General features: G+C 73.9%; 11 protein-coding genes. 7 read left to right on the plus strand and 4 right to left on the minus strand.

The window, feature by feature from the left end:
* Positions 1-9 precede the first annotated feature (9 nt).
* Together amrb99_RS39130 and amrb99_RS39135 are read left to right on the plus strand one after the other, a co-directional pair.
* Positions 10-1,740, plus strand: coding sequence for an adenylate/guanylate cyclase domain-containing protein (locus tag amrb99_RS39130; protein WP_347257043.1), 1,731 nt, complete (start codon positions 10-12; stop codon positions 1,738-1,740).
* A 157-nt stretch (positions 1,741-1,897) separates the two neighbouring features.
* Positions 1,898-2,845: a glycerophosphodiester phosphodiesterase family protein gene (locus amrb99_RS39135; RefSeq protein WP_190866018.1), complete on the plus strand. Its 948-nt coding sequence runs from the start codon at positions 1,898-1,900 to the stop codon at positions 2,843-2,845.
* 13 nt (positions 2,846-2,858) lie between these two features.
* Here amrb99_RS39135 and amrb99_RS39140 read toward each other — a convergent pair whose 3' ends face one another.
* A complete protein-coding gene (locus amrb99_RS39140; protein WP_190866020.1) occupies positions 2,859-3,746 on the minus strand; it encodes a LysR family transcriptional regulator in 888 nt (295 codons plus the stop codon).
* Between the two features lie 71 nt (positions 3,747-3,817).
* Between amrb99_RS39140 and amrb99_RS39145 the strand changes: the two genes are divergently transcribed.
* Together amrb99_RS39145 and amrb99_RS39150 are read left to right on the plus strand one after the other, a co-directional pair.
* Positions 3,818-5,389 carry an MFS transporter gene (locus amrb99_RS39145; RefSeq protein ID WP_190866022.1) on the plus strand — a complete coding sequence of 524 codons (1,572 nt, stop codon included), beginning with the start codon at positions 3,818-3,820 and terminating at the stop codon, positions 5,387-5,389.
* A 165-nt stretch (positions 5,390-5,554) separates the two neighbouring features.
* Complete coding sequence (locus tag amrb99_RS39150; RefSeq protein ID WP_190866024.1) at positions 5,555-6,862, plus strand: HAMP domain-containing sensor histidine kinase; 1,308 nt, start codon at positions 5,555-5,557, stop codon at positions 6,860-6,862.
* A 110-nt stretch (positions 6,863-6,972) separates the two neighbouring features.
* Here the strand turns inward: amrb99_RS39150 and amrb99_RS39155 are convergent, their stop codons facing one another.
* On the minus strand, positions 6,973-8,406 hold the full coding sequence (locus tag amrb99_RS39155; protein WP_190866026.1) for a cyclic nucleotide-binding domain-containing protein: 1,434 nt from the start codon (positions 8,404-8,406) through the stop codon (positions 6,973-6,975).
* 890 nt (positions 8,407-9,296) lie between these two features.
* On the opposite strand from amrb99_RS39155, the gene amrb99_RS39160 reads away from it, so the two are divergent.
* The 3 genes from amrb99_RS39160 to amrb99_RS39170 all read left to right on the plus strand — a co-directional run bounded on the left by amrb99_RS39160 (position 9,297) and on the right by amrb99_RS39170 (position 12,630).
* Positions 9,297-10,169 carry a helix-turn-helix transcriptional regulator gene (locus amrb99_RS39160; RefSeq protein WP_190866028.1) on the plus strand — a complete coding sequence of 291 codons (873 nt, stop codon included), beginning with the start codon at positions 9,297-9,299 and terminating at the stop codon, positions 10,167-10,169.
* 263 nt (positions 10,170-10,432) lie between these two features.
* A complete protein-coding gene (locus amrb99_RS39165) occupies positions 10,433-10,645 on the plus strand; it encodes a DUF397 domain-containing protein (protein WP_190866030.1) in 213 nt (70 codons plus the stop codon).
* Between the two features lie 440 nt (positions 10,646-11,085).
* Positions 11,086-12,630, plus strand: coding sequence for an alpha/beta hydrolase (locus amrb99_RS39170; protein ID WP_206700279.1), 1,545 nt, complete (start codon positions 11,086-11,088; stop codon positions 12,628-12,630).
* On the opposite strand, the gene amrb99_RS39175 is transcribed toward amrb99_RS39170, so the two are convergent.
* Both amrb99_RS39175 and amrb99_RS39180 read right to left on the minus strand, forming a co-directional pair.
* Complete coding sequence (locus amrb99_RS39175) at positions 12,624-13,316, minus strand: maleylpyruvate isomerase family mycothiol-dependent enzyme (protein ID WP_190866032.1); 693 nt, start codon at positions 13,314-13,316, stop codon at positions 12,624-12,626. The genes amrb99_RS39170 and amrb99_RS39175 overlap by 7 nt on opposite strands.
* A gap of 101 nt (positions 13,317-13,417) precedes the next feature.
* Positions 13,418-14,089: an SDR family NAD(P)-dependent oxidoreductase gene (locus amrb99_RS39180; RefSeq protein WP_190866034.1), complete on the minus strand. Its 672-nt coding sequence runs from the start codon at positions 14,087-14,089 to the stop codon at positions 13,418-13,420.
* Between the last annotated feature and the right edge of the window lie 117 nt (positions 14,090-14,206).

Raw genomic sequence — 14,206 nt, forward strand, 5'->3', positions numbered from 1 at the left:
GAGGCGCAGGTGTCCAGGACGGTGGCGCGCGGACTTCTCCCCGGGGTGCCCCGGACGAGGCTCGAGATGCGGGTCCGGTGGGTGCTCGCGGTCGTGGTGGTGGTCGCGAACATCGTCGGCGGCCTGGTGGTGCTGCTGTTCGCGACGTTCGTGGTGCCGGACCCGCCGCTGCGCGATCCGGAGCACGTGCACCTGGTGAACGCGATCGCCTTCTTCGGCTATCCGGTGGTGGCGGGCCCGGTCGCGCTGCTGGCGGGGCTGTGGCTATGGCGTCCGGTGGTGAGCCTGGTGCGGGGCGGCCATATGCCCGACCAGGCGGAGGGGCGGGCCGTCCTGCTGGGGCCGCTCCGGCTGACGTTCCTGGTCGGCGCGCTGTGGGGGGTCGGCGCGGCGGGCTGGGCGGCGCTGGACGTGGTGCTGTTCACCGGCCGGCTGGCGGTGAAGACGGGCCTGACGTGCCTGCTCGGCGCGGCGACGACCTGCACGATCGTGTACCTGCTGTCGGAGCGGCTGCTGCGTCCGGCGGCGGCGCTGGTGCTGGCGGCGGAGCGGCCGCGCAGGTTCCGGCTGCCGGGGGTGACGACGCGGGTGATGCTCGCGTGGGCGCTCGGGACGGCGATCCCGGTGTTCGGGCTGATCTGCGTGGCGGTCGCGGCGCTGGCGGCGCCGGACATCGACGTCACCCAGCTCGCGATCACGATCCTCGGGCTGGGCGGTGTGGCGATCGCGGTCGGCATGTACGTGACGTACATGGCGACGCGGGCGATCGCGGACCCGATCAAGTCCGTCCGGACGGGGATGGCGCAGGTGGAGCGGGGCGACCTCGGCGCCGAGGTGGCGGTGTACGACGCGAGCGAGGTCGGGCAGCTGCAGGCGGGCTTCAACCACATGGTGGCGGGGTTACGGGAGAACGAGCGGCTGCGGGACCTGTTCGGCCGGCACGTCGGCGAGGAGGTCGCGGGGCTGGCGCTGGAGCGCGGCGACATCGAGCTGGGCGGTGAGACGCGCGAGGTGGCGGTGCTGTTCGTCGACCTGACGGGGTCGACGCGGCTCGCGGACACGCGCGGCCCGGACGAGGTGGTGGGGCTGCTGAACCGGTTCTTCGGCGTGGTGGTGGCGGTGGTGGCGCGGCACGGCGGGTGGATCAACAAGTTCGAGGGGGACGCGGCTCTGGCGATCTTCGGGGCGCCGACGGAGCTGGAGGACTCGGCGGGCGGGGCGCTCGGCGCGGCGCGGGAGCTGGCGGTGCGGCTGCGCGCGGAGGTGCCGACGCTGGACGCGGGGATCGGCGTGTCGGCGGGCCCGGTGGTGGCCGGCTACATCGGTGCCGAGCAGCGGTTCGAGTACACGGTGATCGGCGACCCGGTGAACGAGGCGGCGCGGCTGAGCGACCTGGCGAAGACGTCGCCGGGGCGGGTGCTGGCGTCCGGGACGGTGGTGGAGCTGGCGCACCTGGCGGAGTCGGACGAGTGGGAGTTCGGCAGGTCGGTGACGCTGCGCGGGCGGAGCCGCCCGACCCGGCTGGGCGCGCCGAGGCCGCCGAGGGCGCCGGTGGTGCCGGAGCCGGCGCCGGCGCCGGACGCGGAGGAGCCGCGGCGCGTCCGGTTCCCCCGCCCGCTGCGCCCGTTCCGGCGCGGAGGGCGGGTGCTGCTGGGGGCGCTGGTGCTGGCGAAGGCGGCGAAGAGCGCGAGGTCGGGCGGGGCCGGGCCGCGAGAGGAACCGCCGCAAGGCGACGCGTGAGTCGATCTGGGGAAATGGCCGTGTCCGGCTCGTATCGCACGCTCCGGTTGCGTAATGTCACCCTGTGTACATGGTCTGCTACTGACTCGTAACCCGGGTGTCATCGGCCGGATCGATGGTCGAGGGCAGGCAACCCCCGGCTCCCCGAGAGGTGACAATGTCCCGTCGGCATGGTCTCGCGTTCACGGTCGTCCTGACCGCGGCCGTGAGCACCGGTTCCGCGACGGCGGCCGCCGCCGAACCGACTCCCCTCCTCCCGCCCCGTACCGCCCTCGCTCCCGTGCCCGTCGTCCCGGTCGTCCCGATGGCCCGGGGGGAGGCGGCGGCGCACAGGGTCCTCGACGTGGGGCACCGCGGCGCGTCCGAGTACGCGCCGGAGAACACCATCGCGTCGTTCAAGCAGGCGAGGGCCCGGCACGCGGACATGTTCGAACTCGACGTCCAGCAGACCAAGGACCACAAGCTGGTCATCATGCACGACTCCACGCTGGCGAGGACGACCGACGTGGAGCACGTCTACCCGAAGCTGAAGCCCTGGAAGGTCTCGCAGCTCACGCTCAAGCAGATCAAGAAGCTGGACGCGGGGTCGTGGTACGCCAAGAAGTACAAGGGCGAGCGCGTCCCGACGCTGGACGAGGTGCTGGGCGCGATGGGCGGCACCGGCGCCGGCATGCTGCTGGAGCTGAAGAGCCCCGCGCTGTACCCGGGGATCGAGGGGCGGGTCGCCGCGGCGCTCAAGCGGCACCGGTCGTACTGGCTCGGGGCGAAGGGCGCGCCCGCGCAGAGCCGGCTGGTGGTGCAGTCGTTCGACTGGCCGTCGGTCAAGCGGTTCCACAAGGACCTGCCCGGCGTCCCGACGGCCCTGCTCGGCATGCCGAAGGCGAAGGACCTGAAGAAGGTCGCCGCGTACGCGGACCTCGTCAACCCGTCCTACGGCGAACTGACGAAGTCCTACGTCAAGCAGGTCCACGCCGCGCACCTGCGGCTGCTCACCTGGACCGTCAACAGCAAGACGAAGATGGCCAAGGCGGTCGATCTCGGGGTGGACGGCGTCGTCACCAACAAGCCGGACGTCCTGCACACCGTCCTCAAGGCGAGCGCCTAAGACGGCACCGCTTTCAAGAGAGGGAGGGCAGCGCGGCCCGGGCGCGGGCGATCAGCGCCCGCGCCGCCGGGCCGCGCGGCCCCTCCGCCCGCCACGCCAGCGCGATCCGGCCGCGCAGCCGGGGCCGGACGATCGGCATCGACGCCAGTTCCGCCCGGATCGCGGTGGCGGACTCCGGCAGGACCGCCACCCCCAGCCCGTGCGCGGCGAGCTGGGCGAGGACGGGCGGCTCGCCGGCCTCGAACGCGATCCGCGGGCGCAGGCCGGCCGCCGCGCACGCCTCGTCCAGGACGGCGCGCAGCCCGGTGCCCTTCGGCAGGCTGACGAGGTCCTGCTCGGCGAGCGTGCGCAGCGTGATCGACGAGCGCCCGGCCAGCGGGTGGTCGCGGGACATCGAGGCGAACAGGTCCTGCTCGATGACGGGCTGGACGGCGATCCCGGGCGGCGGCTCGGCGCCGAGGCTGAGGAACGCGAGGTCGGTGCGCCCGGCGAGCAGCGCCTCGGCGAGCGACGCCGACTCGTCCTGGACGACGGTGATCTCCACGTTGGGGTGGTCGCGGTGGAACCCGGCGAGCAGGCCGGGCAGGTCGAGGGAGGCGATCCAGTCGATGGTGCCGATGGTGACGTGCCCGCGCAGCAGGCCGGTCAGCTCGTCCACCGACAGCTTCGCGCCCTCGACGGCGGCGAGCGCGGCCCGCGCGTAGGGCAGGACGGCGGCGCCGACCTCGGTCAGCCGGACGGTCCGCCCGGAGCGGTCGAGCAGCGGCTGCCCGAGCTCGCGTTCGAGCTGCCGGATCTGCGCGCTGACGCCGGGCTGCGCGACGTGCAGCTTCGCGGCCGCCTTGGTGAAGCTCGCCTCCTCGGTGACCGCCACGAAGTACTCCAGCTGGCGAAGCTCCATAACCGGGGATGCTAACAGCGAGACCATCCAGCTCTTGGACTTCTGGCCGACTCGGGACGCACCCTGGTGGCATGCGCGCAGAATCTCCCGGTTCGGCGGAGGCGTCCGCGCCGGCGGCGCCGGCCGGCCCGGCGGACGCGTGGGGCACGCTCGCGGTCGCGGCCGTCGGGCTGTTCCTCGCCGTCGTGTCCACCACGGTCGTCAGCGTCGCGCTCCCGACGATCGGGCGCGACCTGCACGCGGGGCCCGCGGCGCTGCAGTGGGTCGTGGACGCCTACGTGCTGATCTACGCGAGCCTCCTCGTCGCGGGCGGCACGCTCGGCGACCGCCTCGGCCGCAAGGGCCTGTTCATGGCCGGGACGGCGGTGTTCGGCGCGGGCTCCCTGGTCACCGGCCTCGCCCCGGCCACCGGGCCGCTCCTCGCCGGGCGCGTCCTGCAGGGCCTCGGCCCCGCGCTGCTGGTGCCGGGCAGCCTGACGCTGGTCAGGACGGTGTTCGAGGACGGCCGGCGCCGCGCGATGGCGATCGGGCTGTGGTCCACCGCGTCCGGGCTCGCGCTGGCGGTCGGGCCGCCGCTCGGCGGGGTGATCGTCGCCGGGCTCGGCTGGCGGTGGGTGTTCCTGCTGAACGTGCCGCTCGCCGCCGTGCTGGTCGCCGCCGCCGGACGGTTCGTCCCGCGCGTCCCCCGGCCGGACGCGGCGCGCGGGCCGTTCGACTGGCCGGGCGCCGTGCTGACCACCGCCGGGGTGGCGCTGCCGGCGTTCGCGGCCATCCAGGGGCAGGACGAGGGCTGGACGTCGGCGCCCGTCCTGCTCGCCTTCGCCGGCGGGGCCGCCGCGCTCGCCGGTTTCGCCTGGTGGGAGCGGCGCGCCCCGCAGCCCTTGGTGGACGTGACGCTGTTCCTGCGGCCCCGGTTCGCCGCCGCGAACCTGGTGGCGCTCGTGGTGTTCTTCGCGTTCGTCGGCGCGATCGTCTACTTCAGCGCGTTCTTCCAGCAGGTCCAGGGCCGCTCGCCGGCCGGCGCGGGGCTGGAGGTGTCGGCGATCGGCGTCGCCTACGCGGTGGCGGCGACGCTGTCGGGGCGGCTCGTCCACCGGGTGGGGGAGCGGGCGCCGCTGGTCGCGGGCCTGCTGGTCGGCGGCGGCGCGACGCTCGGGCTGCTGCGCCTCGCGCCGGGCACCGGGACGGGCGCCGTCTGGTGGGACTTCGCGCTGCTCGGCGCGGGGATCGGGCTGTGCGGGACGCCGGTTACCACGATCGCGATGTCGGCGGTGGACGCGTCGCGGGCCGGGATGGCGTCCGCGGTGACGAACGCGCTGCGGCAGGTGGGGCAGGTGTTCGGCGTCGCGGTGCTCGGCGCCCTGGTCTACGCGGGCCTGCCGGACGGCGGCGCGCCGGGACGGCTGGACACGGGGGAGGCGGCGGCGTTCGTCCGAGGGCTGCACCACGCGCTGTGGACGTCGGCGGCGGCGCTGCTGGCGGTGGCGGCCGTGGCGGCGGTCCTGTGCGCCCGCGACCGGCCGGCCCATGATCGGACGGCCCGCGACCGGCCGGCTCATGATCGGACGGCCCGCGACCGGCCGGCTCATGATCGGCCCGCCGCCGCGCCGGGCAGCCGCGAACGATCTCGCCGCGGCAGGTGAGAACATCATCCTCGCAGGTCAGCGGCTGGTCATGGGCAACCATTTCTTTTGTCTCTCTTGGGTGCCGGGCGCCCGGCGCGAGGACTGAATCCGGTCCAGCGGGTGATTACCTCACCTGCGGGAGGTCGGGTGTACGGACGGCGCACATGGTCCATACGGGTGCGGATGACCGTGATTGCCGCGACGGTCGCCGCCCTGATCTGCGCCGTGCTCATCGCCATGATCGTCGTCGGGGTGCGCGGCCGCGCCACCGAGTACAAGCGCAACCAGGCCCTCTCCGCCGCGATGAGGGTCGCCGAGGAGTTCCGCCGGCGGCCGGTGCACGGCCAGGTCGGCGCGCCGCACGGCATCGCCGTCCAGGTGCTGGACGCGCGGAACGGCGTGGTCGCCGGGACCCCGGGCGTGCTGACCGGGCCGCCGATGGCCACGTTCCGGCCGGGCGCCGCGACCGGCTTCAAGGACGCCCAGGTGCTCTGCCCGCCGGCCGGCCTGCGCGGCTGCCACTGGGTGATCGACTTCTCCGTCCGGCTGCCGTCCGGGGAGTGGCAGGTCTACGCCGCCGCGCCGAACGTCCCCTGGTTCGTCAGCGGCGGGCTGATCACCTTCGTGATCAGCGTGGGCCTGCTGCTGGTGCTGCTGGTCGCGCTGCGCACGTGGCGGACCGTGGACCGCACCCTCGCGCCCGTCGACGGGATCCGCCGCGAGCTGACCGAGATCACCGCGAGCAAGTCGGGCCGGCGGGTCACCGTGCCGGAGAACCGGGACGAGATCCGGCGGCTCGCCGAGGCCGTCAACGCGACCCTCGACCGGCTGGACGCGGCGCTCGCCAAGCAGCGCGGCTTCACCTCCGACGCCTCGCACGACCTGCGCAGCCCGATCGCCGCCGCGCGCACACAGCTGGAGGAGGCGCTGCTGTACGCCGACGACACCGACTGGCCGCGCACCGCCCGGACCGTCCTGCAGACCCTGGACCGGCTGCAGGCCATCGTCACCGACCTGCTGCAGCTCGCCCGGCTGGACGCGGGCGCCTGGCAGGACACCGAGACGATCGACCTCGCCGCCATGGTCACCATCGAGCTGGCCCGCTCGGACCGCAGCAAGCGGATCGTCCCGCACCTCCAGGAGGGCGTGCAGCTGCGCGGCGACCGGCTGCGGCTGGTCCGGCTGTTCACGAACCTGCTGGACAACGCCGAGCGGCACGCCGAGTCGCAGGTGGACGTCACCGTCCGCGACGAGGACGGCGTCGCCGTCCTGGAGGTGCTGGACGACGGCGCCGGCATCGCCGAGGAGGATCGCGAGGTCGTCTTCCAGCGGTTCGCGCGGCTCAAGGCCGGCAAGGCCCGCGACGCCAACGGCACCGGCCTCGGCCTCCCGATCGCCCGCGAGGTCGCCAAGGCGCACGGCGGCACGCTGAAGGTCGAAGACAGCGACCGCGGCGCCCGCTTCGTCCTGCGCATCCCGCGCGAGCCCTGACCGGCCGCACGAGCCCGATCGGCCGCGCGGCCCCGGTCGGTCGTGCGAGCCCGATCGGCGGCGTGGGCGCCGATCAGGGGGGCGGTTCCCGGCGGCCGCGCGGGCGCCGGTCAGTCGCGGGGACCGCCCTCCGCGACCCGGATCCAGCCCTTGAGCCGCGACTCCTTCACCCGGCACGTGAACGGCGCGTAGCGCGCGGCGTCGTGGCCGGGCGCGTGCGCGAGCACCGTCTCGTACACGAACGCGGACGCGACGAAGGCGAGGTCGGCGCGGGTCTCGGCGAGGCGCTGGCGGAGCGGGCGGGCGTCCAGCAGCCGGGCCGCGTGGATCACCGACGAGCCGGACACGCCCTGCGGGTCGGCGGTCACCGGCCCGACGTGCAGCGCCACCCGCAGCTGGATGCGGACGCCCTCCGGCGCGGTCCGGTTGTGGCGGCGCAGCGACGCGGCGAGCCGCGCGACGACCGGCTCGACGGCGGCGGCCGGGGTCTCGGGCGGGACGATGATCAGGGCGCCGTCGCCGCGGTCCTCGCGGTGGCACTCGTCCCAGGGGACGTCGGAGTCCGCGAACGCCTCCCACAGCAGCTCGTACATGATCCGACGCACCTCCAGCCGGTCCATGTCGGTGCGGTACGGCGCGCTGAAGGACGCTATGTCGACGAACATGATGGAGCACATGTGGCCCGTCCACGGCCGTCGCGCTGGAGGCTCCTTCAGGGCGGTGGCGTACGCGCCTACAGGGACGGACATGGGCTGCGTCGGCTGTGAGTAGGAAGGGACCACGCGCAGCGCGGGCTCCGGCGCGCGCGCAGCAGACGTGCCGTTCGCGCCGTACTCAACGTACGCCGCGTACGGGGACAGGACGCCGTCGTCGTCGTACGGCGTGATGGCGGCGTAGGCGCTCGTCCCGGTGTACGGGTCGAGGGCCGTCGCGGCGGTGCGGGCCTGCCCCTGCGCCGGGAACACGCGCTCGGTGAGCCGGTCGTACACCTCCTTCTCCACCAGGGCGACCACCCGCGGGTGCGCGGTCAGGTAGGCGGCGAACTCCCGGGTGGTCATCCGCAGGGCGCGGACGGTGTCGACCGCGACGACGGTCGCCGACCGGCGCCGCAGCAGCAGCGCGGCGCGCTCGCCGATGATGTCGCCGGGGCCGCGGAACGCGACGATCCGCTCGCCGCCGTCCCGGTCGACGCAGATGCGGACCGCGCCGGAGCGGATCACGAGGAGGTGGTCGGCGGCGTCGCCCTCGCGCCACAGCACCTCGCCGATCGGGTACTCGGCGTCGTGCGCGGCCGCGAGGAACGCGGCCTGCTCCAGCGGCGCGAGCGAGGCCCAGAACCCCGGCCGCGCGGGAGGCCGCGGGCCGCCCCGCTCGGGGCGGGGCGTCCCGTCGGCCGCGGACCGTGCCACGGAGCCCGCCGTGCCGCCCGCGGCGGCGTGGGACACGACGGGCCGGGTGGCTCCGCCCGCCGCTGTGCGGAGGGCGGCGCCGGCCGTGGAGAACGCGGCGGCGTCGGGGTCGTGCACGTGCGTGCGCTCGTCCATCACCACCCCCGCCTCGGGACGGCCCGGCCGGCGGCGGCCGGGCGCGGGCTCCAGGACGGAAGGGGCGGGACGTGCGGGGAGGAGTGCCGGTGAATGAGGAGAAAGACAAAGGTCGGGGGACGGTTCTGTATTTCTGACATGTCGATGAACCCCATGCCTCGAATCGCGTCTCCGGGCAACGCCGTGCCATTGCGTCCTCAGTGCCGGGGGCGGCGGGAGAGGACGGGCCGATGCCGAAGTCGCGTTCACCTATGGCCCATGCCGCGTGATCGCGGTTAGACTGGGGGCGTCCGCAGAGCACGTTTCACCAGGTCAGTACGGTGTTCCCGCATCTGCGCAGGAGGGCCCGCAGACCCGGTGCGAGGTGCCCGGCGGTGCCGAGGAGTCGCCTCCCGCCTTTTCGGCCGATCGTCTTGGCTCGCAACCGGTGATCGTCCGAAGGCGGGGGCGACTCTTTCTGTTCTTATGGAATTACCGAAAAAGCGCCGTTCCGTGGATCGCCTCCCCGTGCTCCCCGTCCGGCGGCGCTGCCCGAGCCGCCGGGTCGTGCGGTTCCGTTCTCGCTCCCGTCCACCGGGCGGCCGCGGAGGCCCCCGCCGCGTCTTCACCCTGTGTCAGGATCGTGTCTGTTATGAGGTAGCGAGCCGCCCTCTTGCGGGAAGGTTGCTGCTATTCTGCTACCTAGCACATTACAACATAGTCTACCGACATACAGCACGCCGAAACCTGCTGATCGTCTGAAGATTCCGGGTCACCGCGGACATCGGGCCTTGACGCCCCCGCTCGACCGGTGAGTCAGGTGTCGGAGTGTTGGCATGCGTCCTGACATCTTGCTCTCTGCCAGGTAGCATGCGGTGAGGTGGCGACAACTACGCAGAGTGAGCCGTCATATGACCAGTGATCAGGGGCCCATCGTCCAGAGCGCGCTGCTGCGCACCGAGCTCGTCCGCCTCCGCAAGGAGAAGGGGCTGACGCAGGAGCAGGTGGTCCGGCAGCTCGAATGGTCCCCGTCCAAGCTCATCCGGGTCGAGGGCGGCAAGAACGCCATCACCCGGACCGACCTGCAGGCCCTCCTCAACGTCTACGAGGTGACCTCGGAGGGGCGCCAGGAGCGGCTGCAGGCGCTGGCGCGCGGCGCCCGCGAGCCGGCCTGGTGGAACGCCTACCGGGGCGAGTTCGACCCGAACTTCCTCAACTACGTGGGGTACGCCGCCGGCGCCGCCTACATCCGGCACTTCCACGGCTCGGTGATCCCCGGGCTCCTGCAGACCCGCGAGTACGCGGAGGTCCTCGCGACCGCCAAGGTGTCCCCGCAGGCGCGGGCGATGGGCGTGAAGCTGCGCATGCAGCGCAAGGAGGAGCTGGCCAAGCGCGAGCACCCGCCGCGCCAGCTCTACATCGTCGACGAGGCGGTCATCCGCCGCCATGTCGGGATCAAGGCCGACCCGGGGATCATGCCCGCCCAGCTGCGCGCCATCGCGGACCAGGCCGAGTCCGACGACCTGCTGACCGTCCGGATCATCCCGTTCAGCGCGGGGGCGCACCTCGGCCTCGAAGGGCCGTTCACCCTGCTGGAGTTCGACGGCGACCTCGACGACGTGCTGTTCCTCGAGGGCCGGTCCGGCAGCAGCGCGATGATCACCGGCGAGGACGACCGGATCACCGAGTACCGCGACACCTTCGAGCTGCTGCTGGACGACGCGCTCTCCGCCGAGGAGTCCATCGCGCTGCTCCGCCGGACCGCCGAGGACCTGATGGCCTGACGCCCCTTTCCCGTGGAGCGAATCGACCGCGACGGGAGGTGACGCCCTTCCGGCCCCAACCCCGGCCCGAGTGGCCCGCATAGCACGCAGCGTGATCTTGTGTTCCCTTGTAGGCGGGATAACTGGAACCGTTTACACTCGTGATCGGGAAAATTTCCACAAGGTCGTGGTTCGCTGTGCCCTGCTTGGCTTCTCGCCGACGGGTGCCCCCGGCCCGATCGGTCGCGAGGCGGTACCGCCGGCACCGAATGGAGGGTTGCTGGATGGTCTATCGGTCGGCTCCGGGGGCCGCGCTGAACTGGCGCAAGGGCAGCAGAAGCGGCGACAAGAACGACTGCGTGGAGGTCGCGGCGGCGGGCCCGGCGGTGCTGATCCGCGACTCCCGCGACCTCGCCGCCGGCACGCTCGCGCTCGACGCCGCGCAGTGGCGGACGCTCCTGCGTTCCGTCCGGAACGGAGATCTGGACGGCCGCTGAGTCACGCGACTCATTCCGACCACCGCTCGCAACAATTGTCGTCCGCCACAATCGCGGACGCCGTTTACGGGCGGATTCCGACAACGCCGCGAAACGGCTCCGGGGACCGGCCGCCGGGACGGCCGGGACGTGTCCCGGAGCCGTGCCCCTTGATCGTGCCGGAGCCGCGCCGGTTCCATCCCGAGGCCGTGCCGGTTCCGTGCCGGTTCCGTCCCGAGGCCGCGCCTGTTCCGTCCCGGGGTCTTGGCGGAGCCGTTCGGCGGGCGACCCTGAGGCGTCCCTGACCGCACCCTGAACCGTCCCTGGTCACCCTGCCGCGCGCCGGGAGCGCGGCCTAGCGTGATCTTGCGGTCCCCGGCCGCCGGGCGCTCCCCGGCCCCCCGGACGATCCTCCGCCGATCCGGCGGACCCCTCTCCACGTCCCTCCCGGAAGGACATCCATGCAGCGCAAGCACAGGCGGCTCGCCATGGGCGCGGCAGCGGCGGCGGGCCTCGTGCTCGCCGGCGCGGCCGTCCCGCTGTCGCCCCGGTCGGCGGACGCGGCACCCGCGGCGTACCCGGCACCCGCGGCGTCCACGACGAGGACGCAGCCCGCGGTCACCACGCCGGATTCGGTGGGCGCCCGTACCGCCCTCGACTGGAAGGCGTGCGGCGACGACGGCAAGGCGCAGTGCGCGACCCTGCGGCTCCCCGTCGACTGGGCGCACCCCGACGGCCCGACGTTCGGCCTCGCCATCGCGCGCCGCAAGGCCCTCGACCCGGCCGCCCGCATCGGCACGCTGGTCTTCGGCCCCGGCGGGCCGGGCGACTCCGGCGTCCAGCGGATCACCACCGGCATGGACCGGTTCGGCGAGCGGCTCCGGCAGCGCTTCGACATCGTCAGCTTCGACCCGCGCGGCATCGGCGCCAGCAACCCCGTGACCTGCTCGGCCGCGCTCCTCGCCGAACGTCCCGACCCGAACATCAAGAGCCGGAAGGACTTCGACGCGACCCTCGCCTACAACAAGCGGCTCAGGGACGACTGCCGCGAGCGCACCGGCCCGCTCTACGACCACGCCGACACGATGAGCACCGTCCGTGACGTGGACGCCATCCGTGCCGCGCTGGGCGAGAGCAAGCTCAGCTTCCACGGAAGCTCTTACGGGACGCTTCTAGGCGCGGAGTACGCCGAGACGTACCCGGGCCGTGTGCGCGCGCTGGTGCTGGAGAGCGTCATCGACCACGACGTAAGGTCCGCCCGGTCGTTCCTCGGCGCCGAGATGGGCGCCGCGCAGGACTCCTTCGACCAGTTCGCCGCGTGGTGCGACCGGACGGCGAGCTGCGCCCTGCACGGCCGCGACGTCCGGGCCGTCCTGCGCGACCTGCGGGACCGCGCCGCGCGCGGGGTGCTCGCCGACCCGCAGACGCCGGGCCGCGCGCTGACGGAGTTCGAGCTGCTCGTCGTGACGTACAAGCAGTTCTACGGTCCCGACTGGGAGAAGCTGGCCTCGCTGCTGTCCGCGCTGGAGGTGAGCAAGCCCGTCCAGCCCGTCCGGGCGAAGGCCGCCGAGGGCACCGGGACCGACAACTTCACCGCGCAGTTCTGCTCCGACTGGAACCTGCCGATCCGCGACTACAACGAGTTCGCGCGGCTCTCCCGGCGCAGCGAGCGGATCGCGCCCGACATGCACGGCACCCGCCCGGTCATGGCCCTCACGGCGTGCCTCGGCTGGCCGAAGCCCGTCGCGAACCCGCAGCACCGGCTCAAGGTGCGGACGGCGGCACCGGTCATGATGCTGAACGCGGTCCACGACCCCGCCACCCCGTACACGTGGGCGCGGAGCGTCGCACGCCAGATCGGCCCCAAGGCGACGCTGCTCACCTACGCGGGCTCCGGCCACGGCGTCTACAACAGCGGCCCGTGCACGCGGGACGCGATCGACGGCTACCTGATCTCGCTGAAGGCGCCCGCTCGCGGCACGGTGTGCCCGGCGGTGCCTCAGTAGAGGAACGGCAGCTCGACGCCCTCGGCGCCGGTGAGGTCGCGGCCGTCCGTCCTGCCCATGAGCCACCCGAGCAGGGACGGCGCGGGCCCGGACACCGCGATGTCGCCGTCGCCGTGGACGGCGCCCGTGTCGGTGGCGTGGACGCGCAGGCGCGGCGCCCCGTCGCGCCGGGCGTACGACGCGACGATGTTCGGGAGCATCCGGGCGACGTAGTCGGCGGGCCAGCCCGCCGGACCGAACCCGGCGTCGAGGTCGACGTGGTGCGTGAGCACCTCGGTGAGCCGCGCGTCGGTGGCCCGCGCGACGGGGTGCCGCGCGCCCGACGTCCACTGGACGACCCGCTCCCACGCGTCGTCCGGCATCGCCTGGTACGCCTCGGCCCACCGCTCGGCGCTGGCGCGGACGTCCGCGACGAGGACGGCGGCGGGACGTCCGGCGCCGTCCTCGATCTCGGCGGCGCGGGACTCCGCGCTCGGGTACTCGCGCGCCTCGACGCCGGTCCGCGCCCAGGTGAGGAGGCGGGTGCCGCCGTCGGCGTTGCGCGCGACGTGGGTGAGCACGTGGCCGCGCGTCCAGCCGGGCAGCAGCGACGGCGCGCGCATGTCCGCCTCACCGAGCCGGGCGGCGGACGCGAGCAGCGCGCGGGTCGCCGCGGTGATCGCTTCGAGCGGTTCGACGCGGGTCATGGCCGGTCCTCTCGACGGGGGCGGGGATCATCGGCGGAGCCGGGGTTACCAGGCGAGCCGGAGTCATCGGGGCGAACTGGGGGCGCCACGGCGAACCGGGGTCACCAGGGGAGCGGGCGGCCGTCGCGGAAGAAGCCGCCGGTCGGGCCGTCGTCGGGCAGGGTCGCGGCCCAGACCACGCTTGCCGCGCCGTCGGCGACGGGCCGCCCGCCGGGTCCGCCCATGTCGGTCGCCACCCAACCCGGGCAGACCGCGTTCACCAGGATCCCGTCGGACCGCAGCTCGGCCGCGAACATCCTGGTCAGCGCGTTGAGCGCGACCTTGGACGCGGTGTAGGCGGGAGTGCCGGACCCCATCTCGGCGAGCGACGCCGCCTCGCTGGACACGTTGACGATCCGGCCGTGCGCGCTGCGCCGCAGCGCCGGCAGCAGCGCCTGCGTCAGCCGCCACGGCCCGTACAGGTTGGTCTCCGCCGCGTCCCGGACGACGTCGAGGTCCGCGGTCGACGGCCGCTGCCAGGTGTCGTAGGTGATCGCGGCGTTGTTCACCAGCACGTCCAGCCGCCCGACCTCGGCCGCGACGCGCTCGACGTCCGCCGCGGACGTCACGTCCAGCCGGACCGGTGTCGCGCCCGCCTCCTTCGCGGCGCGGGCGGCGGCGTCGGGGGAGCGCGCCCCGAGCAGCACCTCGTGCCCGCGCGCCGCGAGCTGCCGGCACACCTCCAGGCCGATGCCCCGGTTCCCACCGGTGACCAGCGAGATCGTCACGTCCATCGCCTCCCCCGAACGGATACCTGAATGATCACGCGTCGGGGGCGCGCGCGTCCACCGGAGTTCGCGGGCGCCGTCTCAGCGGGTGCCGTCTCAGCGGGTGCCGTCTCAGCGGCGCCG

Origin of the sequence: Actinomadura sp. RB99 (assembly GCF_014706005.1) — a bacterium.
In the GTDB taxonomy this organism is placed as follows: Bacteria; Actinomycetota; Actinomycetes; order Streptosporangiales; family Streptosporangiaceae; genus Spirillospora.

Excerpts from the sequence above, each read along its gene's own strand:
- amrb99_RS39135 (WP_190866018.1), top strand. The coding sequence starts at position 1,898 with ATGTCCCGTCGGCATGGTCTCGCGTTCACGGTCGTCCTGACCGCGGCC.
- amrb99_RS39140 (WP_190866020.1), bottom strand. The coding sequence starts at position 3,746 with ATGGAGCTTCGCCAGCTGGAGTACTTCGTGGCGGTCACCGAGGAGGCG.
- amrb99_RS39145 (WP_190866022.1), top strand. The coding sequence starts at position 3,818 with ATGCGCGCAGAATCTCCCGGTTCGGCGGAGGCGTCCGCGCCGGCGGCG.
- amrb99_RS39150 (WP_190866024.1), top strand. The coding sequence starts at position 5,555 with ATGACCGTGATTGCCGCGACGGTCGCCGCCCTGATCTGCGCCGTGCTC.
- amrb99_RS39155 (WP_190866026.1), bottom strand. The coding sequence starts at position 8,406 with ATGGACGAGCGCACGCACGTGCACGACCCCGACGCCGCCGCGTTCTCC.
- amrb99_RS39160 (WP_190866028.1), top strand. The coding sequence starts at position 9,297 with ATGACCAGTGATCAGGGGCCCATCGTCCAGAGCGCGCTGCTGCGCACC.
- amrb99_RS39165 (WP_190866030.1), top strand. The coding sequence starts at position 10,433 with ATGGTCTATCGGTCGGCTCCGGGGGCCGCGCTGAACTGGCGCAAGGGC.
- amrb99_RS39170 (WP_206700279.1), top strand. The coding sequence starts at position 11,086 with ATGCAGCGCAAGCACAGGCGGCTCGCCATGGGCGCGGCAGCGGCGGCG.
- amrb99_RS39175 (WP_190866032.1), bottom strand. The coding sequence starts at position 13,316 with ATGACCCGCGTCGAACCGCTCGAAGCGATCACCGCGGCGACCCGCGCG.
- amrb99_RS39180 (WP_190866034.1), bottom strand. The coding sequence starts at position 14,089 with ATGGACGTGACGATCTCGCTGGTCACCGGTGGGAACCGGGGCATCGGC.